22 protein-coding genes are annotated in these 24,037 nt (G+C 68.9%); 12 read left to right on the top strand and 10 right to left on the bottom strand.

Annotated elements, in window-relative coordinates; translation table 11 throughout:
- Positions 1-49: 49 nt before the first annotated feature.
- The 4 genes from FOZ76_RS24340 to FOZ76_RS24355 form a co-directional block, all read right to left on the bottom strand.
- Positions 50-853 (bottom strand): ABC transporter permease subunit, encoded by an 804-nt coding sequence (locus FOZ76_RS24340; RefSeq protein WP_143950893.1) that lies wholly within the window; start codon positions 851-853, stop codon positions 50-52.
- 158 nt (positions 854-1,011) lie between these two features.
- Positions 1,012-1,917, bottom strand: coding sequence for an ABC transporter permease subunit (locus FOZ76_RS24345; RefSeq protein ID WP_143950894.1), 906 nt, complete (start codon positions 1,915-1,917; stop codon positions 1,012-1,014).
- A 10-nt stretch (positions 1,918-1,927) separates the two neighbouring features.
- Positions 1,928-3,061: an ABC transporter ATP-binding protein gene (locus FOZ76_RS24350; protein ID WP_143950895.1), complete on the bottom strand. Its 1,134-nt coding sequence runs from the start codon at positions 3,059-3,061 to the stop codon at positions 1,928-1,930.
- A 93-nt stretch (positions 3,062-3,154) separates the two neighbouring features.
- Entirely contained in the window at positions 3,155-4,255 is a 1,101-nt protein-coding gene (locus tag FOZ76_RS24355) for a polyamine ABC transporter substrate-binding protein (RefSeq protein ID WP_246129752.1), read from the bottom strand.
- Positions 4,256-4,564: 309 nt separating this feature from the next.
- Here FOZ76_RS24355 and FOZ76_RS24360 point away from each other — a divergent pair, with 309 nt between their 5' ends.
- Together FOZ76_RS24360 and FOZ76_RS24365 are read left to right on the top strand one after the other, a co-directional pair.
- On the top strand, positions 4,565-5,356 hold the full coding sequence (locus FOZ76_RS24360) for an SAM-dependent methyltransferase (RefSeq protein ID WP_143950897.1): 792 nt from the start codon (positions 4,565-4,567) through the stop codon (positions 5,354-5,356).
- Positions 5,357-5,456: 100 nt separating this feature from the next.
- A complete protein-coding gene (locus FOZ76_RS24365) occupies positions 5,457-6,806 on the top strand; it encodes an APC family permease (protein WP_143950898.1) in 1,350 nt (449 codons plus the stop codon).
- A 6-nt stretch (positions 6,807-6,812) separates the two neighbouring features.
- Here the strand turns inward: FOZ76_RS24365 and FOZ76_RS24370 are convergent, their stop codons facing one another.
- Positions 6,813-7,688, bottom strand: coding sequence for an alpha/beta hydrolase (locus FOZ76_RS24370; RefSeq protein WP_143950899.1), 876 nt, complete (start codon positions 7,686-7,688; stop codon positions 6,813-6,815).
- A 387-nt stretch (positions 7,689-8,075) separates the two neighbouring features.
- Here FOZ76_RS24370 and FOZ76_RS24375 point away from each other — a divergent pair, with 387 nt between their 5' ends.
- Positions 8,076-10,367 (top strand): AsmA family protein, encoded by a 2,292-nt coding sequence (locus FOZ76_RS24375; RefSeq protein ID WP_170235618.1) that lies wholly within the window; start codon positions 8,076-8,078, stop codon positions 10,365-10,367.
- A gap of 121 nt (positions 10,368-10,488) precedes the next feature.
- On the opposite strand, the gene FOZ76_RS24380 is transcribed toward FOZ76_RS24375, so the two are convergent.
- Entirely contained in the window at positions 10,489-11,154 is a 666-nt protein-coding gene (locus tag FOZ76_RS24380) for a hypothetical protein (protein ID WP_143950901.1), read from the bottom strand.
- Positions 11,155-11,316: 162 nt separating this feature from the next.
- On the opposite strand from FOZ76_RS24380, the gene FOZ76_RS24385 reads away from it, so the two are divergent.
- Both FOZ76_RS24385 and FOZ76_RS24390 read left to right on the top strand, forming a co-directional pair.
- Positions 11,317-12,561 carry an MFS transporter gene (locus tag FOZ76_RS24385; RefSeq protein WP_143950902.1) on the top strand — a complete coding sequence of 415 codons (1,245 nt, stop codon included), beginning with the start codon at positions 11,317-11,319 and terminating at the stop codon, positions 12,559-12,561.
- 238 nt (positions 12,562-12,799) lie between these two features.
- Positions 12,800-13,900 carry a S1C family serine protease gene (locus FOZ76_RS24390; RefSeq protein WP_170235619.1) on the top strand — a complete coding sequence of 367 codons (1,101 nt, stop codon included), beginning with the start codon at positions 12,800-12,802 and terminating at the stop codon, positions 13,898-13,900.
- Positions 13,901-13,949: 49 nt separating this feature from the next.
- Here FOZ76_RS24390 and FOZ76_RS24395 read toward each other — a convergent pair whose 3' ends face one another.
- From FOZ76_RS24395 to FOZ76_RS24410, 4 genes are all read right to left on the bottom strand, one after another.
- Positions 13,950-14,789, bottom strand: coding sequence for a phytanoyl-CoA dioxygenase family protein (locus FOZ76_RS24395; protein ID WP_143950904.1), 840 nt, complete (start codon positions 14,787-14,789; stop codon positions 13,950-13,952).
- 55 nt (positions 14,790-14,844) lie between these two features.
- On the bottom strand, positions 14,845-15,561 hold the full coding sequence (locus FOZ76_RS24400) for an amino acid ABC transporter ATP-binding protein (protein WP_246129779.1): 717 nt from the start codon (positions 15,559-15,561) through the stop codon (positions 14,845-14,847).
- A gap of 104 nt (positions 15,562-15,665) precedes the next feature.
- Positions 15,666-16,562, bottom strand: a complete 897-nt coding sequence (locus FOZ76_RS24405) for a dihydrodipicolinate synthase family protein (protein WP_143950906.1) — start codon at positions 16,560-16,562, stop codon at positions 15,666-15,668.
- Between the two features lie 7 nt (positions 16,563-16,569).
- The gene (locus FOZ76_RS24410; RefSeq protein ID WP_170235620.1) at positions 16,570-17,511 is read right to left on the bottom strand and encodes a dihydrodipicolinate synthase family protein; all 942 of its coding nucleotides are present in this window, start codon (positions 17,509-17,511) and stop codon (positions 16,570-16,572) included.
- 180 nt (positions 17,512-17,691) lie between these two features.
- On the opposite strand from FOZ76_RS24410, the gene FOZ76_RS24415 reads away from it, so the two are divergent.
- Genes FOZ76_RS24415 through FOZ76_RS24445 form a run of 7 tightly spaced genes read left to right on the top strand, consistent with a single transcriptional unit; the run spans position 17,692 to position 23,996 of the window.
- Entirely contained in the window at positions 17,692-18,702 is a 1,011-nt protein-coding gene (locus FOZ76_RS24415) for a LacI family DNA-binding transcriptional regulator (protein WP_143950908.1), read from the top strand.
- Between the two features lie 5 nt (positions 18,703-18,707).
- Positions 18,708-19,103 carry a hypothetical protein gene (locus tag FOZ76_RS24420; RefSeq protein ID WP_143950909.1) on the top strand — a complete coding sequence of 132 codons (396 nt, stop codon included), beginning with the start codon at positions 18,708-18,710 and terminating at the stop codon, positions 19,101-19,103.
- Positions 19,100-20,242 carry an acyl-CoA dehydrogenase family protein gene (locus tag FOZ76_RS24425; protein WP_143950910.1) on the top strand — a complete coding sequence of 381 codons (1,143 nt, stop codon included), beginning with the start codon at positions 19,100-19,102 and terminating at the stop codon, positions 20,240-20,242. Before FOZ76_RS24420 ends, FOZ76_RS24425 begins: the two co-directional genes overlap by 4 nt.
- A 10-nt stretch (positions 20,243-20,252) precedes the next feature.
- Complete coding sequence (locus FOZ76_RS24430) at positions 20,253-21,887, top strand: acyl CoA:acetate/3-ketoacid CoA transferase (RefSeq protein WP_143950911.1); 1,635 nt, start codon at positions 20,253-20,255, stop codon at positions 21,885-21,887.
- Position 21,888: 1 nt separating this feature from the next.
- Positions 21,889-22,356 (top strand): MaoC family dehydratase, encoded by a 468-nt coding sequence (locus FOZ76_RS24435; RefSeq protein WP_143950912.1) that lies wholly within the window; start codon positions 21,889-21,891, stop codon positions 22,354-22,356.
- Positions 22,357-22,398: 42 nt separating this feature from the next.
- Complete coding sequence (locus tag FOZ76_RS24440; RefSeq protein ID WP_143950913.1) at positions 22,399-23,250, top strand: transporter substrate-binding domain-containing protein; 852 nt, start codon at positions 22,399-22,401, stop codon at positions 23,248-23,250.
- Between the two features lie 20 nt (positions 23,251-23,270).
- A complete protein-coding gene (locus tag FOZ76_RS24445) occupies positions 23,271-23,996 on the top strand; it encodes an amino acid ABC transporter permease (protein WP_143950914.1) in 726 nt (241 codons plus the stop codon).
- The last annotated feature ends 41 nt before the right edge of the window (positions 23,997-24,037 follow it).

The following is a 24,037-nucleotide window of genomic DNA, read 5'->3' on the forward strand; positions in this document are numbered from 1 at the left end:
GACTCCCTCCATGAAAAACGGGCGCGCCACGCGCGCGACCGCGTCGCCATCAATACTTGCGCCGCCGCTGCATCCCGTGCGCGATCAGCATGCCCACCGCCACCACCGCGATCAGCAGCGTGGCGAGCGCATTGACTTCCGGGCGCAGCCCCAGCCGCACGCGCGAGAAGATCTCCAGCGGCAGCGTGGTCGAACCCGGCCCCGACAGGAAGGCGGCGATCACCACGTCGTCCAGCGACAGGGTGAAGGCCAGCAGCCAGGCGGCCAGCAGCGCGGGCAGGATCAGCGGCAAGGTGATCTTGAAAAAGACCCCGAGCGGCGTGGCCCCGAGGTCCAGCGCCGCCTCTTCGAGGGTGCGGTCGAGCTCGCGCACGCGCGACTGGATGATGACGACCACGTAGCCCACGCACAGCATGGTGTGCCCGGCCCAGATGGTGAGGGCGCCGCGCCCTTCGGGCCAGCCGAAGAGGGCGTCCATCTCGACGAAGAGCAGCAGCAGCGAGATGCCCAGCACCACTTCCGGGATCACCAGCGGCGCGCTGACCATGGCGACGTACAGCGAGAAGCCGCGAAAACGCCCCATGCGGGCGAGCACGAACCCGGCCCAGGTACCCACGATCACGGCCGCCGTCGCGGTGAAGGCGGCGATCTGCAGGGACAGCCAGGCCGCCGAGAGCAGCGCCCTGTCGTTCCAGAGCGACTGGTACCACTTCAGCGAGAAACCCGACCACACCGTGACCAGGGTGGACGCATTGAACGAGTACACCACCATGCTGACGATGGGCACATACAGGAACCCGAAGCCCAGCGCCAGCACCAGCCAGCGCAGTGTCTTGCTGCCACCTCTGCTCATGGGTCTACCCTCCGGTCGCTGCGCGACCACCTCCCCGCGGGAGGAAGCGCCCCCTTCGGGCGGCCGGGCGGGGGCGCTCATTGATGTGCCCTCCGGTCGCTGCGCGACCACCTCCCCGCGGGAGGGAGCGCCCCCTTCGGGCGGCCGGGCGGGGGCGCTCATCGCCGCTCCTCCAGCGCCCTGACCTGGCTGTGCTGGAACAGCGCCAGCGGCACCAGGAGGAGCAGCACCATCACGCAGGTGACGGCGGCGGCCATGGGCCAGTCGGTGTTGCCGAAGAACTCGGTCCACATGACGCGGCCGATCATGAGCGTGCTCGCGCCGCCCAGCAGTTCGGGAATCACGTATTCGCCCACCGTGGGGATGAAGACCAGCATGGCGCCGGCGATGATGCCGTTGCGCGAAAGCGGCAGGGTGATCGAGACGAAAGCGCGCCAGGGCCTGGCGCCCAGGTCGTAGGCCGCTTCCAGCAGGCGGCCGTCGAGCTTCACCAGGTGCGAGTACAGCGGCAGGATGAAGAACGGCAGGTAGGCATAGACCAGGCCGATGTAGACCGCCAGGTCGGTGCGGTAGATCTCGAGCGGCGTGTCGATCAGGCCCAGCCACATCAGGAAGTTGTTGAGCAGGCCGTCGTTGCGCAGGATGCCGATCCAGGCATAGACGCGCAGCAGCAGCGAGGTCCAGAACGGCAGGATCACCGCGAGCAGCAGCAGGGTGCGCGTGCGCGGGTCCGAGCGCGCGATGCAGTACGTGAGCGGATAGCCGATCAGGATGCAGAAGACGGTCGTGACCGCGGCCATCTTCAGCGAGCTGAGGTAGGTCGCCACGTACAGGTTGTCGGTGAACAGCCGCGCGTAGCCCTGGAGCTGCAGCGAGACGCGCAGCACGCCTTCCTGCAATTCGATGAGCGGGCTGTAGGGCGGGATGCCGAACTGCATCTCCGAGAAGCTGATCTTCACGACCAGCAGGAACGGCACCAGGAAGAAGACGACCAGCCACAGGTAGGGCGGCAGGATCGCCAGGGCGCGCCCGGAAGGCAGCACGCGGCGCGGAAGCTTGGCCATGCCCGACCTCCTAGGCGGAGAGCACGGTGGCGGCGTCCGCCGACCAGCGCAGGAAGGCGGTCTCGCCCAGCGCCGGCGCCCCTTCGGTGGCGAGCACCAGGCTGGGCACGCTCGCCGCGACGAGTTTGCCCGAGGCCAGCCGCACGTGATAAAGGGTGTGGGCGCCCATGTAGGCCAGATGCTCGACCACGCCCTCGACCCAGTTCGAGCGAGCCTGGGGGCGCGTGCGCGTCACCGCGATGCGCTCCGGGCGCACCGAGGCCGCGACCGCGGTGCCGAGCGGTTCGCTCACGCCGTGATTCACGTACAGCGGCTGCGGCATGTCGTCCGAGCGCAAGGCGATGTGATCGGCCTCGTCCTCGACGATGACCGCCTCGAAGAGATTGGTCGAGCCGATGAAACCGGCCACGAACCGGGAATTGGGATACTCGTACACGTCGTGCGGGGTGCCGCACTGCACGATCTCGCCTTCGCTCATGATGGCCAGCCGGTCGGCCAGCGTCATCGCTTCTTCCTGGTCGTGGGTGACCATCACGCAGGTCACGCCCACCTGCTCCAGGATGCGCGCGAGTTCGATCTGGGTCTGCTGGCGGATTTTCTTGTCCAACGCCGACATCGGCTCGTCGAGCAGCAGCAGCCGGGGGCGCTTGACCAGGCTGCGCGCGAGCGCCACGCGCTGCTGCTGCCCACCCGAGAGCTGCGCCGGCTTGCGTCCGGCGTACTGCGCCATCTGCACCAGTTCCAGCGTCGAAGCCACCCGCTCGGCGATCTCGCCGCGCGCCACGCCCTCCTGCTTCAGGCCGAACGCCACGTTGGCTTGCACGCTCATGTGCGGAAACAGCGCATAGGACTGGAACATCATGTTCACCGGCCGGCGGTAGGCCGGCATGTCGGTGATGTCCTGGCCGTCCAGCCAGATGCGCCCGGCGCTCACGGTCTCGAGCCCGGCCAGCATGCGCAGCAGCGTCGACTTGCCGCTGCCGGAGCTGCCCAGCAGGGCGAACAGCTCGCCGCGGCCGATGGCCAGGGACAGGTCGCGCACCACGCGGGTGTCGCCGAACTGCTTGCTGACGTGCTCGATGCGCAGGAAGGCGTCATCGTCGCGGGAACCGGCAGGCTGGGCGCCGGCGGGGGAAACGGACATGGTGTGGTGTCGGGGTGGCGGGCGCCATGCGCCGGTGGCAGAGAGAATGGCCCGAACCTGCGGCCGCGCGGGCTGCGGGTTCGGGCCGGGCGATCAGCGGCCCGTCTTGAGTTCGTTCCAGAGGCGGTTCTGCAGGCGCTGGATCTCGAGCGGCTGCGGCTGGATCACGAACAGCGTCTTGGCGACCTCGGGCGGGGGGTAGATCATCGGGTTGTCGGCCACCTTGGGGTCGACCAGCTTGCGCGCCTCCTGGTTGGCGTTCGGGAAGAACACCGCATTGGTGATGGCCGCGTGCACCTCGGGCGTCTCGATGTAGTTGATGAAGGCATGCGCCTCCTTCACGTTCTTGGCGCCCTTGGGGATGGCCATGACGTCGAACCAGACCGGCGCACCGCCCTTGGGCACGAAGTAGTCGACCGTGTAATCGCGCTTGGTTTCTTCGGCTCGGGTCCTGGCGATGAAAACATCGCCCGAGAAGCCGTACACCAGGCACAGGTCGCCCACGGCCAGTTCGTCGATGTAGCCCGACGAACTGAACTGGCGCACGTAGGGACGGATCTTTTTCAGGACTTCCATCGCTTCCTGGTAGTCCTTGGGATCGCTGCTGTTCGGGTCCTTGCCGATGTAGTGCAGCACCGCCGGGAAGACCTGCGCGGCCTCGTCCAGGATGGAGATGCCGCAGCCCTGGAACTTCTGGGCGTTCTCGGGGTTGAAGAGCATGTCCCAGGTGCCCAGATCGGCATCCTTGCCGAGGATCTCCTGGGCGCGGGTGACGTTGAAGCCCAGCCCGTTGGTACCCATGCCCCACGGGACGAAGTACTCGTTGCCCGGATCGGCTTGCGCGACCAGGGCCATGATGTCCGGGTCCAGGTGCTGCCAGTTGGGGATCAGCGACTTGTCGAGCTTCTGGAACAGCCCACCCTCGCGCTGGCGCGCGGCATAGTGCGTCGAGGGCACCACCACGTCGTAGCCCGAGCGCCCGGTGAGCAGCGTCGCCTGCAGCGCATCGTTGGTATCGAAGACGTTGTAGTTGACCTTGATGCCCGTGGCCTTCTCGAAGCCGGGCAGCGTGTCGGGGGCGGTGTACTCGGCCCAGTTGTAGACGTTCACCTGCTGGGCGCCGGCGGGCGCGCCTGCGGTGGCGGCCGCCAGCAGGCCCGCGAGCGACAGGGCGTGGAGGGCTGTAACCTTCACCGTGGTTTGCTCCTTGCTAGGGATGGACGTCCCGGCCCGCAGGCCGTGATTCCGGGGACGTCGGGGTTTCTCGTCGGCAAGGCCGAATGATAAAGTCAATCGGCATCGCATTGCGACAAAACCGGGAGGAATCCGGTGCGCGGGATCGCGCGGCCGACCCCTCGCGGCGCCGATGGAAACATCTGGATACGTTTATTCGACAGCCTTCCCGGAAACTTGACCGCCGACCGACGGGTCATCTCCTGATGGCTCTCATCAGAAGCCACCCGATCCGAAGCCACCCAATGTCACTCACGCAAGGAAACCACGATGCTGCCACCCGTCTTTGCACGATCCCGCCGCCTGCTCGCTCACACGCTGGGCGCCTGCGCCCTGCTCGGTTCCGGCGTGGCGCTGGCCGCGGACAAGCCGCTGGACGTGCCCTACGTCCCCACCCCGCAGCAGGTGGTCGACCGCATGCTCGAACTGGGTGAGGTCAGCCAGGAGACCTACGTCATCGATCTCGGCTCGGGCGACGGGCGCATTCCCGTCACGGCGGCCCGCCAGTACCAGGCACGCGCCATGGGCGTGGACCTGAACCCGCAGCGCATCAGCGAGGCCAACGAGAACGCGAAGAAGGCCGGCGTGACCGACAAGGTCGAATTCAAGCAGCAGGATCTGTTCGAGACGCCGATCGGCGAGGCGCAGGTACTGACCATGTACCTGCTGCCGCGGGTGAACCTGCAATTGCGCCCGCGCATACTCGAGGAGATGACGCCGGGCTCGCGCGTCGTCTCGCACGCCTTCGACATGGCCGAGTGGGAGCCCGACGCGCGCGAGTCGGTCGACGGCCGCACAGTGTACCTGTGGATCGTGCCGGCCCAGGTGCAAGGCACCTGGAACGTGCAGCCCGCCAAGGGCGAGCCCTTCACCGTCACCTTCGAGCAAGAGTTCCAACAGGTCTCGGGCAAGGCGAACGTCGGCGGCAAGGAAGTCGAGCTGGTCGATGCGACCCTGCGCGGCGACCGCCTGAGCTTCGGCATCGACGGCGAAACCTACGAGGCCCGCGTCACCGACGAGGGCCTGCAGGGCGCCGGCGGCTGGCGCGCGACCAAGGCATGATTCCTACGCGTGGCAGCCCGGTCCGCCACGCCTTTCCTGCCGCCCCCTCGCGGGGCGGTTTTTGCGTACTCGGTCAGTACGCGCCCCGTTCGAGTCCCTCATGAGCATCGATACGCAACACGATAAGAACAAGCTGTCCGCCTTCGACGGGGTCGCCTTCGTCGTCGGCGTGGTCGTCGGCATCGGCATCTTCGGCTTCCCGCCCCTGGTCGCCGCCAACGTGGACAGCGGCACCATGTACATGCTCGCCTGGCTGGCGGGCGGGCTGGTCATGCTGGTGGGCGCGCTGACCTACGCCGAGCTGGGCTCGGCCTTCCCGAGCGCCGGCGGCGAGTACCACTTTCTCTCGCGCGCGTACGGCCATCGCATCGGCATGCTCTTCGCCTGGGCGCGCGGCACGGTCGTGCAGACCGGGGCCATCGCGGTGGTGGCCTTCATCTACGGCGAGTACGCCAACATCCTGCTGCCCCTGGGGCCCTACGGCGACTCCATCCACGCGGCGATCTCGGTGCTGGTGCTGACCGCGCTCAACCTGGCCGGCACCGGCCAATCCAAGCGCGTACAGATCATCTTCACGATCGCGGCCGTGCTCGCGGTGCTCACCGTCATCGTCGCCGGCGTGTTCGGCTCGGGCAGCGCAGCCAGCAGTTCCGCGCCGCCGCCACCCGCCGCCGGCAGCCTGGGCATGGCCATGGTCTTCGTGCTGCTCACCTACGGCGGCTGGAACGAGGCCGCCTACCTGAGCGGCGAAATGCGCAACGTCAAGCGCGACATGACCCGTGTGATGGTATGGGGAACCGTGATCGTCGTCGCCCTGTACGCCTGCGTGAACCTCGCCTTCCTGAACATCTTCGGCCTGGCACAACTGCGCGAGACGCATGCAGTGGGGGCGGCGTTGATGGAAATCGTGGCCGGCCCGGCCGGCGCGGTGCTGCTCAGCCTGCTCGTGTGCCTGACCGCCCTGTCCACGATCAACGGCACGATCTTCACCGGCGCGCGCGTGTACTACGCGCTCGGCCGCGACGTGCCGGCCTTGAAGCGCCTGGGCGCGGCCCACGGCACCACGCCGTCCACGGCCCTGCTGGTCCAGGCCGCGATCACGCTGGCGCTCATCGTGTTCGGCGCGTTCACGCACGGCAGCGGCGTGAACACCATGGTGGCCTACACGGCGCCGGTGTTCTGGCTCTTCATGCTGCTGGTGGGCATTTCCCTGTTCGTGTTCCGCCGCCGCGAACCGCAGCGCGAGCGTCCTTTCCGCGTGCCGCTCTACCCGGTCACGCCGGCGCTGTTCTGCCTGGCCTGCCTGGGGCTCCTGTACTCGAGCATCGTGTATGCGGGCATCGGCGGCTTCCTGGGTCTGGTCGTGCTCGCGAGCGGCGTGCCCTTCGCGCTGCGCTACGGCAAGGTGACGCTCGCCGGGGACGGTGCAGTGCCCGACGCTACCCGCTAGCCGGGGCTAGAGCGCGAGGGCCGATCCGGTGGCGAGCAGCGCACGGGCGTGCACCATGAGCGTCCCCGCGGGATCGGCCAGTTCCTCGAGAATGCTGAAGTGATCGCAGCCCGGCACGGTGAGCATCGTGCCGTTCTCGTGCGCACGCAGGTTCGAGAAGTTGGCGGCCTGCCGGCGCAGCGCCAGCGGTTCGTGCTCGCCGCAGGCCAGCACCAGCGGCTTGAGGCCGGGCATGCGGTGCTGCGGGCTCAGACGCAGCGCATCGCGCACGTCCAGAGCGAGGTCGTCGTTGCCGTGCGTGTGCAGCAACGGCTCGAGGTCGTAGATGCCGCTCACGGCGAGCCCGCCGACCACGCCGGGCTCGTCCAGGCACAGCGCGGCCAGATGCGCGCCGGCGGACCAGCCGCAGATCAGCATGCGCCTGCCGTCGCCGCCGAAGGCGCCGGCATGCCGGCCCAGCCAGGCCAGGCCCAGGCGCACTTCGTCCACGACCCCGGAAAGCGTCTGGCGCGGCACGGGTGTGTGCGAGAGCAGCGCAACGTGAATGCCATGCGCCAGGGGCCCGCGCACGAGAAACGCGAAATCCTCCTTGCTCCAGTACCGCCACAGGACGCTGCCGACGAACACCAGCACCGGCCCCGGCAAGGGCGCGGGAAAGTAGTCCAGGCATTGCCGCGGGCCCTGCCCATAGGCCAGATCGAGCCGCACGCCAGCCAGCGCGCGCAGGCGGTCGCTGCGCGCGCGATAGGCTGACCTGCGCTGCGCATCCTGCCCGGCCGTGCCCAGACTGTCGTAATCGTCGTCGTGCACTGGCGCCAGGGCCTGCGGCCCGGCCATCGCCAACGTGGCATGCAGGCGCGGCGCACGCGCCTGGGCACTCACGGGCGTCTCCGCGAGCGCAACGCCCGCGTGGGCGTACCGGCCAGGCGCATCCGAGTCGCCGCATGCACCAGCCTGAAGCAGACGGGCAGCATTGGGCTGCGCGCGGCACCGTCAGTGCCCGCGGGCTGCTGGCGGGCAACGGCATGAAAGACAGAGCAGCGGGCCATACGGCTTCCTATGTTGCGGACGGTTGCAGACACGTGGCCTGTCAGTGTGCAGTTGCAAAGCCTGTGCCAACTGGCGGCGTCTTTCCCCGGGACAGGGCACGGAAACACGCGCTGTGGCCGCAGCACCCGGCATGCCCGCAACGCAACGGCACAGCCGATGGGCGCGATAGTTGCTCGGCCCTGGCCGGACCCACCCGCATCTGCGCGAGCGGAGAGAACGATGAAAACTGCTGGGAAATGGCTGCTGGGGATTCTGGCGACGCTGATCGTGCTGATCGCTGTCGCCGGCGTCATCCTCTATACCTACGACTGGAACCGCGCCAAGCCACGCATCAACGCCCTGGTATCAGACGCCACCGGACGCCGCTTCGCCATCGAGGGCGACCTGGGCGTGCGCTGGCAGCGCGATGCGCTGGCGCCGAGCGGCTGGCGGCGCTACGTGCCTCTGCCGGTGATCCATGCCGAATCGCTCGAACTGGGCAATCCGGACTGGGCCGAGCACGAGAACATGGCCGAGGTCGGCCGCGTGAGCTTCGGCGTCGAGCTGCTGCCGCTCTTGTCCCGCGCGGTGGTGCTGCGCAACTTGAACGTCGACGGCGCGCGCGTGGCGATCGAACGCACCGACCAGGCGAACAACTGGACTTTCGAGAAACCGGCTGAAGACGACGAGCCCGCCGGCGAACCCTGGCGCGTGGCGGTATCCGAGGTGCGCATCGAGCAAGGGCACCTCGCATATCGCGACGCGCCCCTCGCCCTGTCGCTGGATGCCGAGCTCGCCAGCCTGGACGACGCCGAGCGCGCGAAGAACCCGAGCGGCGGCGAGCCCTACGGCCTGGGCTTCACGTTCGAGGGCAAGTACCGCGACGCGGCCATCAAGGGCGAAGGCAAGAGCGGCGCCGTGCTGTCGCTGCGCGACACGGCGGTGCGCTATCCGGTGATGGTCGAGGCCAGCGCCGGCAAAGTGGAGGCGCGCGCCGAAGGCCAGATCGGCAATCTCTACGCCCAGCCCGAGATCGATCTGGACGTGCGCATCGCCGCGCCCAGCATGGCCATGCTCTACCCGCTGACCGGCGTGGTGCTGCCCAACACACCGCCCTTCTCCACCGACGGCCACCTCAGCGGGACGGTCGACCCCGAACGCGTGCTCTGGCGCTATGCCGACTTTCACGGCAAGGTCGGCGGCAGCGACCTGGACGGCGACCTGACCTACGACGGCACAGGGGCGCGTCCCAAGCTGATCGGCGAGATGCGCTCCAAGCTGCTGCGCTTCGAGGATCTGGGGCCGGTGGTCGGCGTGGGCGGCGCCCCGGCCGACCCGGCGGCCAAGGAAGCCGAGGCCCGCAAAGGCCAGGCCAAGACGAACAAGCGCCCCGGCCGCGTGCTGCCGGACGACGAGTTCCTGACCGATCGCTGGCGCGCAATGGACCTGGACCTGAAGTACACCGGCGAGCGCATCGTGCGCGACCCCGAGCTGCCGTTCCAGAAGCTGAACACCCACGCCGTCATGGAGGACGGCGTGCTCAGCCTGCAGCCGCTCGCCTTCGGCGTGGCCGACGGCCAGGTCAAGGCCGACATCCGGCTCGACGGACGCGAAGACCCCATGCGCGCACGCCTGCAAGGCAGTGTGAGCGCCGTGCAACTGCCGCGCCTGTTCCCCACGGTCGAAGCCATGCAGCAGAGCGCGGGCCGCATCGACGGCGCAGTCGCGCTCACCGCGAGCGGCAATTCGGTGGCCGAGCTGCTCGGCGGCGCTGGCGGCGAGATCAACGTCTACCTGCAGAGCGGGCGCATCAGCAAGTTCCTGCTCGAGGCCGCTTCGTTGAACATCGCCAGCGCCGTGGTCGCCAAGCTCTTCGGCGACAGCGAGGTGAGGATCGACTGCGCCGGCGTGAGCATGGCCCTGAAGGACGGCCTCGCCACGATGCGCGACTTTCGCATCAGCACCCAGGACGCGCTGATCGACATCACCGGCGCGGTCGACTTCAAGGGCGAGATCCTGGCCCTGGACATCAAGCCCCAGTCCACCAGCGTGCGTCTGGTGTCGCTGCGCACGCCGCTGTACGTGAACGGCACGTTCGCCAAGCCGGACATCGGCCTGGAGAAGGGCCCCCTCATGCTGCGCGCCGGCATCGCCGCGGCGGTGATAGCGATCGCCCCGCCCGCGGCTGCCCTGCTGCCGCTGACCGTGCCGGGCACGCGCGAAGAGACCGATTGCAACGCGCTGCTGGCGCATGCCCGGGAGAAGCCCTCGCTGAATCCCGACACCCGCGCGCCCGTCGAGCCGGTGAGCCGCGAGGGCGGGGGCCGCAGCGAGGCCACCGCGCCCGCCGATGCGGCGCCGCGCGCGCAACCGGCCGAGCCCCAACGTGGAGGCCGCGTCGGCGACCTCGCGGTTCCCGAGGGCGCAAGCCAGGCTGCGCCGCGGCAGGCACCGGCGAACGGACGCGCTGCGCCGGCCAGCGGCGGCGGCGGCGGCGGAGGTACGCCCAAGTCGAGTCTGCAGGTTCGGTAGTGGGATGTGGGGGCCTTTTCCGCGTTGGGGCGGCCCGGCGGCGGAAAGACAAACCCCGGGCCGGCTGCGCCGGACCCGGGGTTTGTTGCGCGTCGGCCGGCCCGCTGGGGCCGGGCGCGGTTTACCAGGCGAAGCCGATGCGCTGGCTGCCGCCCGCGCCCACGGTGAAATTCCGGGTGAGGGTACGTCCCTCGTAGGTGGCCTTGGCCTGATAGCTGCCGCGCGGCAGGTCCATGAGCAGGTACGGCCCTTCCGCCTTCACGGTGAGGCTGGGAGCGCCGCGCATGCCGGTGATCTCGATCGGCACGAACGCCACGTATTCACCGCTGGCCCGACTGAGCACGAACGACACGCGATAGTCGGACATGGCCTTGCGCAGCGCGGTGGACTCGTCCAGGCCGAAACCGCCGGTGACGTAGCGTACGCCGTTCTCCTCGCGCACCGTGGGCATGCCGTCGGTGGTCCAGCTCTGGCCTTGCGGGCGCGGCATGCCGTCCCGGTCCGGGCGACCGGCGCGCGGACCGGCGTCCATGGGCGGCTGGGAGCGCCCTGCTTCGCGCGCCGGCATGGCGCCCTGCGGGGGTGGCGGCGCGGGCTGTGCGGCCGGAGGCGGCGGCGGGGCCACGCGCGGCATCTGCGCGGCCTCTTCGGCCGGCACCGTCCGGGTCGGGCCGGGCTCGGCGATGCGGAACTGACTCGTGGATACGGCGGCGCCCTGGGCCTGGGCTGCGGCTGCGACGCACAAGACCCCGGCACCGGCCACCGTCTTCAGAACTTGCGCTTTCATGCTGACTCCTTCGAGTGATTCGGAAGATCGGAGCTCGCCGTTGCGCTGACGACACGACGAGCGCACAGACCGGCTGTTTAGCAAGCAGCATGCCTCGCGGCATGCTAGGGTTGCGGGCTGGACCGGGTGGGTGACACCCGGTTCGCCGCCGCCGCCCGCTTCATGACCTCCGCCGCCACCCCGAGCCCCGCTTCGCGCCTGACCGAACCCACCACGCTGCGCCGTCTCGTCGCCCTCAGCCTTTGCGTGGTAGTCGCGGGCAGCAGCACCCCGATCCCGCTCTACCCGATCTACCGCAGCCAGTTGCAACTGGACGCCTTCACCATGACGGTGATCTTCATCGTCTATGTCGGCGCGGTGCTCGGCGCGCTGCTGCTCGCGCCGAGCCTGCTGCGGCGCCTGCGCAACGCGTATCGCCTGCTGCTGCCCGGCCTCGGCCTGGCAGCGCTCGGCGCGCTGCTGATCGCCGCCGAACAGGGCCTGGCCTGGCTGATCGTGGGCCGCGTCCTTGCCGGGCTCGGCACGGGCGTGGTCACCACCAGCGCCAACGCCCTCATGATCGAGCTGGCGCCCAAGGGCGACGTGCGGCATGCCGCCATGGTGTCCACGCTGTCGTTCGGCGCCGGCTCGGCCGCCGGCCCCATCGTGAGCGGCGTCCTGCTGCAACTGGGCTGGTGGCCGCTGGTGCTGCCGTTCGTGGCGGTCGCCCTGGCGGCGGTTGCAGGTATCGCCGTGCTGGCCCGGCAATGGCGGGCCTACCCGGGCGCGGCGCCGGGCGAGATCGGCGCGCGGCCCTCGGTCGCCGGCGCTGCGCCGTCGCCGCCGAAGGGGGATGCCGCGCCCATCCCATGGCGGGTGTTCTTCCTGTGCGCCACCGTCATTCTCACCGGCTGGGGCCTGGGCGCCTCGCTGATGGCGCTGGGCCCCTACTTCGGCGAGGCGCTGCTCGGCATCGACAACTACGCGGTGTCGGGCTATGCGGTGTCGGCCCTGGTGCTGGGCGGCACCATCAGCCAGTGGTTCCACCGGCGCGCCAGTGTCCGCCCGGCACTGATCCGCGGCTGCTTCGTCATGGCGCTGGGCCTGCTGTGCCAGGGCGCCGGCGCGCTGGGACACTGGCCCTGGGTGGTGGTGCTCGGCATGCTGGTCACCGCGATCGGCCAGGGCGGCGCACTGAGCTGCGCCGCGGCCCTGTTGCAGCAATCCGCGCCCCCGGCCCATCGCGCGCGCCTGGTGTCCTGGTTCTACGTGGCCGGCTACCTGGGCAACCTCAGCCCCCTGCTGCTGGGCGCCATCAGCGACACCTGGAGCCCCGGCGTCGCCGTCGGCGGCTTCGTGCTGGTCTGCGCGAGCCTCCTGTGCCTCGTCGGCTGGCGCGTCTGGCGCGACGCGCGCGCACCGGGCTGAGCACTCGCCCGGCCGCCCGAAGGGAGTGGCGGGGAGGATGTCGCGCGGCGACTGGAGGGCCCCGCCCCCCATTCCCGCACGCCCTCCGAAAGCAGCGTGGCCCATTCCGTGCTACATCTAAACGGCGTACGCCATGCGCCCGGCCGTACGAGGGCGGTCCCTGCGGCCGCCATCGAGCCTGTGCCCGGGTGCTCGCGACGTGCCGGCCACGCCAGCCTATCCTGATGGAGCATGCATCGTGAGCGCATTCGTCCCCCGCCCCCATACCCGTGGCACGTCGTGGCTGAGCCTTCTGGCCGGGCTCGGCGCCTGCGTCGCGCTCGCCAGCGCTTCCGCCGCCCAGACCGAGAACCCGCCGGGCGTCGCGCCCATGCCGGCGCAGCCTCCCCTGACGGTTCCGCCCGGCGAGGGCGGCCCCCAGCCGATTCCGCAACAGGCGCGGCTCGAGATCGCCGACTTCTCGGTGGTGGAACTGCGCGGCACGGCGGCGCCCAATGCCCGCGTCACCTCGCTCGGCGACAAGCGGCAGGGCGGCGGCATCGTCATCGACGACGAGGGGCTCATCCTGACCATCGGCTATCTCGTGATCGAGACCGAGCAGATCGAAGTCATCGGACGCAACGGCCAGCGCGTGCCGGCCGCGCTCATCGCCTACGACAACAACACCGGCCTGGGCCTGGTGCGGGCCGCCGCGCCGCTGAACATCGAGCCCATCGACTTTGCGGACTCGAGCCAGGCCAAGGTGTCCGACCCGATGCTGGTGGTCGGCTTCGACGGCGTCGCCCCCGCTTATCTCGTGTCGCGCCGGCAGTATGCCGGCACCTGGGAATATCTGCTCGACGACGCGCTCTTCACCGCGCCGGCCACCACGGGCTGGAGCGGCGCGGCGCTGGTCAACAACGAAGGCAAGCTGGTGGGCATCGGCTCGCTGCTCGTGCCCGATGCGCTGGGCGAAAGCCAGCGCCTGGCCGGCAACATGTTCGTCCCCGTGGACTTGCTCAAGCCCATCCTCACCGACCTGGTCGAGGCCGGCAAGCCCAAGGCCCCGGCGCGGCCGTGGCTGGGCGTGAACGTGCAGGACATCAAGGGCCGCCTGCTGGTGACGCGGGTCTCGGCCGACGGCCCCGCCGCGCGCGGCGGCATCAACGAAGGCGACATCATCGTCGGCCTGAAGGGCCAGCCGCTGAAAAGCTCCGCCGACTTCTACCAGCGCCTGTGGGAGAGCGGCGACGCCGGCGTCGAAGTGGAGCTGAACGTGGTGCAGGGCGCGGAGGTCAAGCGGCTGCCGATCAAGACCATCGACCGCCAGGAGTATCTGCGCCCGCCCGCGATGTTCTGAGGCCGGCTCGCGCAAAGACCGGCTGGCCGCGCCGGCTGCGTGAATGCGCCTAGCGCATGGCCGGCTGGTCCTGATGCCGGGCGCCGTACATGTTGACCAGCCGGCGCTCGGCGGCGATGGCGTGTGCCTTGCGGGCCGCCTCGTCCAGATCGGCGGCCGGCCACGGTTCAGGGTCGAAGTGCCCATAGCGGTCCGTCCCCCGGACCAGCAGGGCCGATTCCCGACTGCTCAGACTGCGCACCTGCGGCGACAGATACCTCGCCGCGATGCCGATACGGCGATCCATCCCGGTGTTCTTTCCCGACGCATGCAGGGTCTTGCTGTCGTGGACCGCGATCTCGCCAGCTTGCAGCACCACGTCCACCGCCACGGACTCATCGACGCCCTGCGCCATTTGCCCGCTGATCAGCATGTTCTCCGGGCTCGCCTGAGTCGCCACCGGCAGGGGCGACTGCCGATGGCTGCCGGGAATGTAGCGCAACGGACCGTTTTCCAGCTTGACGTCCGAGAGCGCGATCCAGACCGTGGTCTGGATTTCCGGCTCGATGTGCCAGTAGGTATCGTCGACGTGCCACGGCACGAACCGTTCGTCGCCGGGCTCCTTGATGAAGAACTCGGTCGACCACAGCAGGATGTCGGGACCGATCACGCGCTCCACCACGTCCAGGATCGCCGGCTCGCTCGCAAGCTCGGCCAGCCATTTGAACAGCAGGTGCGGCTTCTGCGTGTAGATGCCCTTGAACCGCCCGCCGACGGCCTCCATGGAGGTCTCGAGCCGCGTCCGATAGCGCTGCGCCGCCTCGCGAGAAAGTGCCGCAATCGGAAACTCGAACCCCAGCTCCTGGTAGCGCCGGGACAAGGGAGGTGCAGACTGATCGGGAATGGTCATGAAGCTCTCCGAGCGTACGCGCCCGATGGGCGCAAAGAATGCCGGACGCCGCCGTTCAATGCAGCAGGCGTCCGAGGAAGGCCTTGATGCGTTCCTGGCTGGGGTTGTGGAAAAAGCGCTCGGGCGGGGTGTCCTCGACGATGCTGCCGTGGTCCATGAAGACCACCCGGCTCGCCACCTGGCGCGCGAAGTTCATCTCGTGCGTGACGAGCAGCATGGTGGTGCCGTCTTCGGCCAGCGACACCAGCGTGTCGAGGACTTCCTTGACCATCTCCGGATCGAGCGCCGACGTGGGCTCGTCGAACAGCATCACCTTGGGCCCCATGCACAAAGCGCGCGCGATGGCGACCCGCTGCTGCTGGCCGCCCGAGAGCTGGGACGGATACTTGTCCGCCTGCTCCGGGATGCGCACGCGCTCCAGGTACGCCATGGCCACCTCGCGCGCCTCGGCGCGGGTGTACTTGCGGCTCCACACCGGCGCCAGCATGCAGTTCTCCAGGATCGTGAGATGCGGGAACAAGTTGAAGTGCTGGAACACCATGCCGACGTCGCGGCGCACCACACTGACATTGCGCTGGTCGTGGTCCACGCGTATCCGGTTGACCACGATCTCGCCGCCGTCATGCTCTTCCAGGCGGTTGATGCAACGCAGCATGGTCGACTTGCCGGAGCCCGAGGGGCCGCAGATGACGATGCGCTCGCCGCGCCTGACTTCGAGGTTGACGTCGCGCAGCACCTGGAACTGGCCGTACCACTTCTGCACGTTGACCATGCGGATGACGGTATCGGCCGAAGCCGGACGGGCCGGCTGGGCCGTATCGGCGGATGCGTCGGCGTTGAGCATGGGGTTCTCCTGGGCAGGATGCAAACAGAGGTTCAGGCGGGCACCGGCGGCACGGCGGGCAGCGCCAGCGCCTGCACCAGGCCGGCGGCAGCCGCGAGGTCGGCGTCGGTCAGAGGCAGGCGCGGCGGACGCGGGCTTCCCACGGGCAGGCCCAGTTGCCGCAGCACGGCCTTGGTGCCGGCCACATAGCGTTGGCCGGCGACGAAATCGACCAGCGGCAGCAGGCGCAGATACGATGCTCGCGCGCCCGCCACATCGCCCGCGTCTATCAGGGCGGGCAGTCGGGCGAACTCGGCGGGCGCGCCGTTGGCCGGCACCGAGGCCCAGCCGAGCGCGCCCTCCAGATAGGATTCGTAGCCCATGATGCCGCCGAACACCGTGACCCGGCCGTCCGAGTAGCGCAGGATGTCGCGCACCCGCGTCACGTCGAGGGTGGATTCCTTGACGTAGCAACAGTTGGGGATCGTGCCCAGCCGGGCGATGAGCTGCGGCGAGAGGTCCACGTTGGCCACCGCCGGGTTGTTGTAGACCATCACCGGAATACCCAGGCCGTCGGCAAGGCAGGCGTAATGGCGGAATATCTCGTCCGGCGTGGGCGTGCTGTAGAACGGGGGCAGCACCATCACGCCATCGGCGCCCAGCGCCTCGGCGCGCCGGCACTTGCGCGCAGCCACCCGGCTGTCTTCCGCCGTGGCGCCGACGATGACAGGCACGCGGCCGGCCGCCTGGCGCACCACGGTGTCGGTCACGAGGTCGATCTCGCCGTCGGTCATGGAGAGGAATTCCCCGGTCGATCCCAACGGAATCAGCCCCCGGATGCCCGCGTCGATCTGCCAGTCGACGTAGCGGCGCAGGGCCTCTACGTCGACGCTCCCGTCCTCATCGAACGGCGTGACCATGATGGTGTAAGTACCGGCAAATTGGGTCATGGCGGCCTCACCCGGCAACGCGTTCGAAGCCGGCATCGGCCAGCGCGGCGGCGATGCGCTCCCGCTCCGCGGCGCCTATGGCGAGCAGCGGCGCGCGCGGCACGGCGTTGGGCAGCTTGCCGAGCAGGTGCAGGGCAGTCTTCATGCGGTTGTGGCAATCGAAGTACGGCGCGCGATAGAACGCCCGGCACAACGGCAGCAAGCGCTCGTTGACGGCGCGCGCGCGTGCCAGCTCGCCCTGCGCCATGGCCTCGCAGAGTTCGACCAGCAGTGGGGAGGCCACACTGCCCAGCCCGGACAGAACGCCCTGCCCGCCATACACCAGTGAGCCCAGCAGCCATGTATTGCAACTGCTCAGAACGCTGACGGGCCGCCCGGCCTCGCGCGCGACACGCAGCGTGTCCTCATAGCGTTCCGGCACGTCCGAACCTTCCTTGATGGCCACGATCTGCGGCACCTCGGCAAGCAGTTCGGCAAGGAGCGCCGCCTCATAACCCAGGCCCGAGGCCCACGAAAGCTGGAACAACACGATGGGCAGGTCGCTGGCCTGCGCGACCCGGCGCACGAATTCGCGCACCACCTCCGGACGCCCGCGCGCGCCCTGGGCGAACAGCGCGGGAGCGAACAAGAGCAGGCCGGCCGCGCCGGCTCGCTGCGCGTCGCGCGCCTGCGCGCAGGCGGCGCGCGTGTCCTCCGCGAGCACACCGGCGACCACCGGCAGCCCGCGCGCCGCCTCGTTCGCCTGCGCGACGATGCGGGCGCGCTCATGCAGGTCCAGGGAAGTGGCTTCCCCAGCATGGCCGTTGACCACCAGGGCCCGCACCCCAGGGGTGGAAGCGATCTCGTCGACATGCCGCATGAACGCTGCGGCATCGATGCCGCCGTCATCGGAGAAAGGCGTCAACGTGGCGGGCCATACACCGCCCACCCCGGTAAGTCTGTCGTTCATAACTGCGCCTCCGGATACGAGTCGGCAGTATGCAATACGACTGGAATCGTTTGCATAATTAATATCCATTTCTCGCAGAAAAGTCCGAGCCTAGCGTTGACTATCAATATGATGTGCTCATAATTCACATGCAATCGTTTGCAATAAGGAGCTCAAGTTGCAGCATCGAGGACACCCCATATGGCACTGACGCTCAGGGATGTGGCCCAGGCGGCGGGCGTTTCGGTCGCCACCGCCTCGCGCGCGCTGGCCGGCTCCGGCTTGATCAACCAGGCCACCCGCACCCACGTCGCGCAGGTGGCGGCGGCCATCGGCTATCGGGCGAACCCGCTTGCGCGTGCGCTCAAGACACGCAAGTCGCGCTTGATCGGGCTGACCGTGCACAACCTGGAGAACACCTCCTTTCGCACGCTGGCGGCCGTCGTGCAGCAGCGCATGCAGGCGCTGGGCTACCAGGTCATTCTGAGCATCAGTTCGGACGATGCCGCCCAGGAGCGCGAGATCCTCGCCACCCTGCTGGATCACGGTATCGACGGGCTGATCTCGGTGCCGACCGGCGCCAACGGACGCCAGATGACGGACCTGGAGCAGACCGGAATCCCCGTCATCAGCGCAGTGCGCCACATCGACGACGCGCATCTGGAATCCGTGCTCGCCGCGGACTTCGAAGGCGCCTATGCGGGCACTCGCCATCTGCTCGAGCTGGGCCACCGGCGCATCGGGCTGATCGTCGGGATATCGGAAACGACGTCGGGCAAGGAACGCCTGGCCGGCTACACCCGCGCGCTCAGCGAGGCGGGCGTCGCGCTGGACCCGGCCCTGATCCACCAGGGACGGTACGCGCCCGAAACGGGCGTGGAGGGAGCCGAGGCCGTTCTCGGCGCGACGCCCCCGCCCACCGCGCTGTTCGTGGCGAACCACGAATCCAGCGTCGGCGTGCTGCGGGTGGTCGCCGACAAGGGCCTGCGCGTGCCCGACGACCTGTCGCTCCTGTTCTATGAAGACACGCCCTGGTTCCAGTGGCTCAGCCCGCCCATGAGCGTGGTCGACAGCGGCGCCAGCGAACTGGCCAACCTGGCCGTCGAGCGGCTGCTGCAACGGCTGGACGGCGCGGCCAACAGCGGCCGCGAATTCCGCATCGGCTCGCGCCTCGTGCAACGTGCTTCCTGCCGGGCCCCGAAGGAGTCTTGACGTCCATGCCCTATCTGGAAATCCTCGCCTCGCCGGCTCCCGCCGCGCGCAAGCGCACCGCCGTACAGGCACTCACGCGCAGCCTGGTCGAGCACTTCGGCGTCTCGCCGCAGACCGTCACGGTGTTCTTCGTCGCCACGCGCGAGGACGACTACGCGCACGCCGGGCAACTGGGCGAGACCACTGTCGGACAGCGGGTCTTCGCCAAGCTGCACGCCTACCCGCGCCACCTGACGCAACGGCGCGCCGTCGTGGCCGCGATGACGCCGGTACTGGCCGCCTGCTTCTGCACGTCGCCCGCCAACGTAGCCATCTATTTTCTCGACCGGGCCAGGGACGAGGTCGCCCACGGCGGCACGCTGGTCTGCGACGAACCCCTCACCTGCCCCGTCACGCCATGAACGAACTCCTGACCGAGGAACAACGCTCCGTCGCCGAAACCGCCCGCCGCTTCGGCGAGCGGGAAGTCCTGCCACTCGCGGCGACCATCGACCGGGAAGACGCCTTCCCGCGCGGCCTCTACCGGCGCATGGCCGAACTCGGCCTGTTCGCCGTCAGCCTGCCGGAAGCGGCCGGCGGCGCAGGCATGGACACCACCAGCGTGTGTCTTGCGATGGAAGAGCTCGCGCGCTGCTCCGGCGCGATCGGCAACGCCTTCGCGATCCCGGTGGAGGCCGCGCTCTTTCTGCACCACCATGGCAACGCAGCCCAGCGCGCGCTGATTCCGTCGATCGTGGACGGCTCGCTGGTATTCGCCACCGCGATGACCGAGCCGGACTATGGCTCGGACGCGGCCAGCATCCGCACCGCCGCGCGCCGCGTCGAGGACGGCTGGATCGTCAACGGCACCAAGGCTTGGGTCACGCTCGGCGGCGTGGCCGACCGCATCATGGTGTTCGCGCGCACCGGCGACGCGGCGGGCCACAAGGCCATCAGTTGCTTCCTGGTGGACGCCCGCGCCCCGGGCGTGAGCCGCGGCAGGAACGAGGACCTGCTCGGCATGCACGGCCTGGAGGACTGCCAGATCGTGCTCGACAACGTGCATGTGCCATCCGATGCCCTGATCGGCGAGGAGAATCGCGCCTTCGGCATGGCCATGGACAACTTCAACTTCAGCCGCCTGCTGATGTCCTCGATGGCGCTGGGCATGGCCCGCGCGGCCATGGAGGACGCCCTCGCCTACGCGCGCAACCGCAAGCAGTTCGGCCAGCCGATCCTGGGCTTTCAGGCCGTGCAGTTCATGCTGGCCGACATGGCGACCGAAATCGACGCGGCGCGCCTGCTCATCCATCACGCCGCGCGCCGCCTGGACGCCGGCCTGTCGATCGTGCGCGCGGCCGCCCAGGCCAAGCTCTTCACCACCGACATGGCGGTGCGCAACGTCTCGAACGCCCTGCAGATCCACGGCGGCAACGGCTACTCGCGCGAGTACCGCATCGAGCGTCTGTACCGCGACGTGCGCCTGGCCCAGATCTACGAAGGCACCAATCAGATCCAGCGCCTGATCATCGCGCGCCAGCTCGACAAAGACTACGCCTGAGGAGCCCGCCATGATCGACTGCATCTCTCCCGACGCCGCCGCCCGCCTGATCCAGGACGGCGACATGGTGCTCGCCGGCGGCAACGGCGGCTCGGGCGTACCCGAGGCGCTGTACGAAGCCATCGAGCGGCGCTTTCTCGCCGGCGACGGGCCGCACGGCATCACGCTGTTCCACATGACCGGCATCGGCGCGGTGACGGAAAAGGGCCTGTGCCGCTTCGCCCATCCCGGCCTGGTGCACCGCGTGATCGGCGGCAACTACGGCATGCAGGTGCCGTTCATGAAGCTCATCGTCGACGACCGGCTCGAGGCCTACAACTTCCCGCAGGGCGTGATGAGCCACCTGTGCCGCGCGATGGCGGGCCGCCAGCCCGGCGTGCTAACCCACGTGGGCCTGAAGACCTACATGGAGCCCGAGCAGGGAGGCGGCCGGATGAACGCCGGAACCACCACCGAACTCGTGCACAAGGTGTCGCTGCCCAACGGCGACTTTCTCTTCTACCAGGTGCCTGGCGTGCCGAAGGTCGCGCTGATACGCGGTACCTCGGCCGACGAGGACGGCTACGTCAGCATGGAACACGAAGCCACCGCGCGCGAGGACCTGTCCATGGCGCAGGCCGTGCACAACGCCGGCGGCACCGTGATCTGCCAGGTCAAGCGCATCGTCAGGCGCGGCAGCCTGCACCCCCACATAGTGAAGATACCCGGCTTCCTGATCGACCATCTGGTCGTGGTCCCCGATCAGATGCAGACCTACGCCACACAGTACGACCCGGCGCGCAGCGGCGAAACCCGCGTGCCGGGCTCGGCGATCGAGCCCGACGCCCACACGCCGCGCCGTGCGATCGCCCGCCGGGCGGCCTTCGAGCTTCGCCCGCGCGACGTGGTGAACCTCGGCGTGGGCATCTCCGCCATGATTCCCAACGTCGCCGCCGAGGAAGGCATCGACGAGCTCATCACGCTGACGGTGGAATCCGGCGTCGTGGGCGGCGTGCCGGGCCATGCCCGGGAGTTCGGCACCGCGGTGAATCCGCGCGTGATCCTGGACCAGGCCTACCAGTTCGACTTCTACGACGGCGGCGGGCTGTCGTGCGCCTTCCTGTCGTTCGCCCAGGTCGACGCGCAGGGCAACGTCAACGTCACCCGTTTCGGGAACCGCTACGACGGCGCCGGCGGCTTCATCAACATCACGCAGAACACGCGCCATCTGGTGTTCAGCGGATCGCTCACGGGCGGCGAATCCGACATCGCGATCGAGAACGGCGGGCTGCGCATCCGCCGGGACGGCGCGGTGCGCAAATTCGTGCCCGCGGTCGGACAGATCAGCTTCTCCGGCAAGCTCGCCCGCGAACGCGGCCAGGACGTCACCTACGTGACCGACCGCGCGGTGTTCAAGCTCGGCGCCGACGGCCTGGTCCTGATCGAGATCGCACCCGGCGTGCGGCTGCAGGAAGACGTGCTCGACAGGATCGGGTTTGCGGTGCGCGTGCACGAGAACCTGCGCGAGATGGATGCCCGCATCTTCCGTGCAGGCCCGATGGGCATCCGCGAAGCCTTCCTGCAACAGCGCCCGCGCCATAGCGAGCAGGGACGGCATGAAACGACCCCTGCGCTCACTGCGTTCGCTGCTTCCCGGGAGAACTGACATGAACCGGCAAGACATCTACTTCGAGGACGCCGAGCCAGGCACGCGCTACACGTCGGAGACGCACCTCGTCACCGCCGAGGACATCGCGCGCTTCTGCGAACTCACGCGCGACCACCACCCGCTGCACACCGACGCGCAGTACGCGCGCACGCGCGGCTTTCCCGGCGTCATCGCGCACGGCCTGTACGGGCTCGCCCTGATGGAAGGTCTCAAGACTTCGCTCGGCCTGTACGAGAACAGTTCGATCGCCTCGCTCGGGTGGGACGACGTGCGCTTCGTACGGGCCGTGGTCGCCGGCGACCGCGTCCACGTCGCGTTCGAATTCGTGGACAAGCGCCCCACCAGCAAACCCGGGCGCGGCATCGTCCACGAGATGCTGTACCTGATCAACCAGCACGGCCAGATCGTGATCCAGGCCCGGCATGCGTCCCTCCTCGCATGCCGCGCCTCGACGACCTGCGCTTGAACGCTTGCTACACCTCCCTCAACCCGCTCTCAAGGAAGTGCCATGTACGCAACGAAACTGCTCTGCACCGCTTTGCTCGGACTGGCGCTGTCTAGCCAAGCACTCGCCGCCTCCTGCACCCCCAAGGTCGCGGCGGAAGACCTCGTCCAGCCCGGCAAGCTGACGATGGTGACCAACCCCACGCTGCCGCCCCAGCAGTTCGTCGACGAAAAGGGCGAACTCCAGGGCCTGAACATCGAGCTCGGGCGCGCCGTCGCGCAGAAGCTCTGCCTGGAGCCGGTCTATATCCGCATGGACCGCCCGCCCATGGTGCCGGCCCTGCAAGCCGGTCGCTTCGACATGATCAACACAGGGCTGTTCTGGACGGAGGATCGCGCCAAGATCATGTACATGGTGCCGTACGGCCAGCAGGCCATGAGCATCTTCACGACACCCAACAGCCCGTTGACGATCACGCGCTTCGAGGATCTCGCGGGCCGCGTCGTGGGCATCGAAAGCGGCACCTACCAGGAAGCCCAGGCACGCCATTTCAATGACGAAATGACCAAGAACGGCCTCAAGACGATCGATTTCCGCACCTTCACCAATGCGTCGGAGACGATGGCGGCGCTGCGCGCCGGACAGCTCGAGGCGGCCATCAACGCCGACGAGACGGCTCTGGCCTATCAGGATCTCGGCGTTGCCAAGGTGCACCTGCAAGGGCTGTACGGCACCGATGTGACGCTGGCGCTGCGCAACCGCGCGGCCGCCGAAGCCGTGGCGGGCGCGCTCGACGAGATCAAGGCGGACGGCTTCTACGACACGGTGTTCGACAAATTCCGCATGACCCGGCTGGTCGACACCAGCAAGTTCGCCATCCGCGGGCCCGGGCCCGACGGCGGCAAGCCCAACTAACCCGAGGCGAGGGACAGGGTATGTTCAGTTTCGAAGCATTCCTATCGTATTTGGTGAACCCCTACCTGCTGGGCGGGGTCGGCATCACCATCGGCTTGACCATCGCGACCGCGGCGATCGGGCTGCTGCTCGCCCTGCCCCTCGCGCTGGCCACCATGTCCAGCCATGCGGTCATCTCCGCGCCCGCGCGCTTCTACGTATGGCTGTTCCGCGGCACGCCGCTGCTGGTACAGATCGTCATCATCTATACCGGCCTGCCGCAGCTCGGCGTGCGCTTCGACGTACTCACCTCGGCGGTGATCGCGCTCAGCCTGAACGAAGCCGCCTACCTGTCGGAGACCATCCGCGGCGGCTTCGGCGCAGTGGCCAAGGGCCAGGTCGAGGCGGCCAAGGCGCTCAGCCTGTCGCGCTTCGCCACGCTGCGCCTGGTCACGCTGCCGCAGGTGATCCGCATCATCATCCCGCCGCTGGGCAACTCCGTGAACGGCCTGCTCAAGGCCACCTCCCTCGCCTCGGTGATCTCGATGCAGGAACTCATGCACCGTGCCCAGGTGCTGATGCAGGCCAAGTTCGAAGTGCTCGAACTCTATTGCGTGGCCGCGGTGTACTACCTGCTGCTGACTTCGCTGTGGGGCCTGGTCCAGACCCGCCTGGAGCGCCACTACGGCCGGGGGTATGCGCCCACCGCGAAAGCACCCGCCGCGCGCCGCTGGCTCCGCGCGCGGACCTCGTCGGCTGCCGCCTGACGCCCTCCAATCCGCCCGGGGGCGCGCCGCGCCCGACACCC

The organism is Verticiella sediminum (assembly GCF_007558815.1).
In the GTDB taxonomy this organism is placed as follows: domain Bacteria; phylum Pseudomonadota; class Gammaproteobacteria; order Burkholderiales; family Burkholderiaceae_B; genus Verticiella; species Verticiella sediminum.

Excerpts from the sequence above, each read along its gene's own strand:
- FOZ76_RS24340 (WP_143950893.1), bottom strand. The coding sequence starts at position 853 with ATGAGCAGAGGTGGCAGCAAGACACTGCGCTGGCTGGTGCTGGCGCTG.
- FOZ76_RS24345 (WP_143950894.1), bottom strand. The coding sequence starts at position 1,917 with ATGGCCAAGCTTCCGCGCCGCGTGCTGCCTTCCGGGCGCGCCCTGGCG.
- FOZ76_RS24350 (WP_143950895.1), bottom strand. The coding sequence starts at position 3,061 with ATGTCCGTTTCCCCCGCCGGCGCCCAGCCTGCCGGTTCCCGCGACGAT.
- FOZ76_RS24360 (WP_143950897.1), top strand. The coding sequence starts at position 4,565 with ATGCTGCCACCCGTCTTTGCACGATCCCGCCGCCTGCTCGCTCACACG.
- FOZ76_RS24365 (WP_143950898.1), top strand. The coding sequence starts at position 5,457 with ATGAGCATCGATACGCAACACGATAAGAACAAGCTGTCCGCCTTCGAC.
- FOZ76_RS24375 (WP_170235618.1), top strand. The coding sequence starts at position 8,076 with ATGAAAACTGCTGGGAAATGGCTGCTGGGGATTCTGGCGACGCTGATC.
- FOZ76_RS24380 (WP_143950901.1), bottom strand. The coding sequence starts at position 11,154 with ATGAAAGCGCAAGTTCTGAAGACGGTGGCCGGTGCCGGGGTCTTGTGC.
- FOZ76_RS24385 (WP_143950902.1), top strand. The coding sequence starts at position 11,317 with ATGACCTCCGCCGCCACCCCGAGCCCCGCTTCGCGCCTGACCGAACCC.
- FOZ76_RS24395 (WP_143950904.1), bottom strand. The coding sequence starts at position 14,789 with ATGACCATTCCCGATCAGTCTGCACCTCCCTTGTCCCGGCGCTACCAG.
- FOZ76_RS24400 (WP_246129779.1), bottom strand. The coding sequence starts at position 15,561 with ATGGTCAACGTGCAGAAGTGGTACGGCCAGTTCCAGGTGCTGCGCGAC.
- FOZ76_RS24405 (WP_143950906.1), bottom strand. The coding sequence starts at position 16,562 with ATGACCCAATTTGCCGGTACTTACACCATCATGGTCACGCCGTTCGAT.
- FOZ76_RS24410 (WP_170235620.1), bottom strand. The coding sequence starts at position 17,511 with ATGAACGACAGACTTACCGGGGTGGGCGGTGTATGGCCCGCCACGTTG.
- FOZ76_RS24415 (WP_143950908.1), top strand. The coding sequence starts at position 17,692 with ATGGCACTGACGCTCAGGGATGTGGCCCAGGCGGCGGGCGTTTCGGTC.
- FOZ76_RS24420 (WP_143950909.1), top strand. The coding sequence starts at position 18,708 with ATGCCCTATCTGGAAATCCTCGCCTCGCCGGCTCCCGCCGCGCGCAAG.
- FOZ76_RS24425 (WP_143950910.1), top strand. The coding sequence starts at position 19,100 with ATGAACGAACTCCTGACCGAGGAACAACGCTCCGTCGCCGAAACCGCC.
- FOZ76_RS24430 (WP_143950911.1), top strand. The coding sequence starts at position 20,253 with ATGATCGACTGCATCTCTCCCGACGCCGCCGCCCGCCTGATCCAGGAC.
- FOZ76_RS24435 (WP_143950912.1), top strand. The coding sequence starts at position 21,889 with ATGAACCGGCAAGACATCTACTTCGAGGACGCCGAGCCAGGCACGCGC.
- FOZ76_RS24440 (WP_143950913.1), top strand. The coding sequence starts at position 22,399 with ATGTACGCAACGAAACTGCTCTGCACCGCTTTGCTCGGACTGGCGCTG.
- FOZ76_RS24445 (WP_143950914.1), top strand. The coding sequence starts at position 23,271 with ATGTTCAGTTTCGAAGCATTCCTATCGTATTTGGTGAACCCCTACCTG.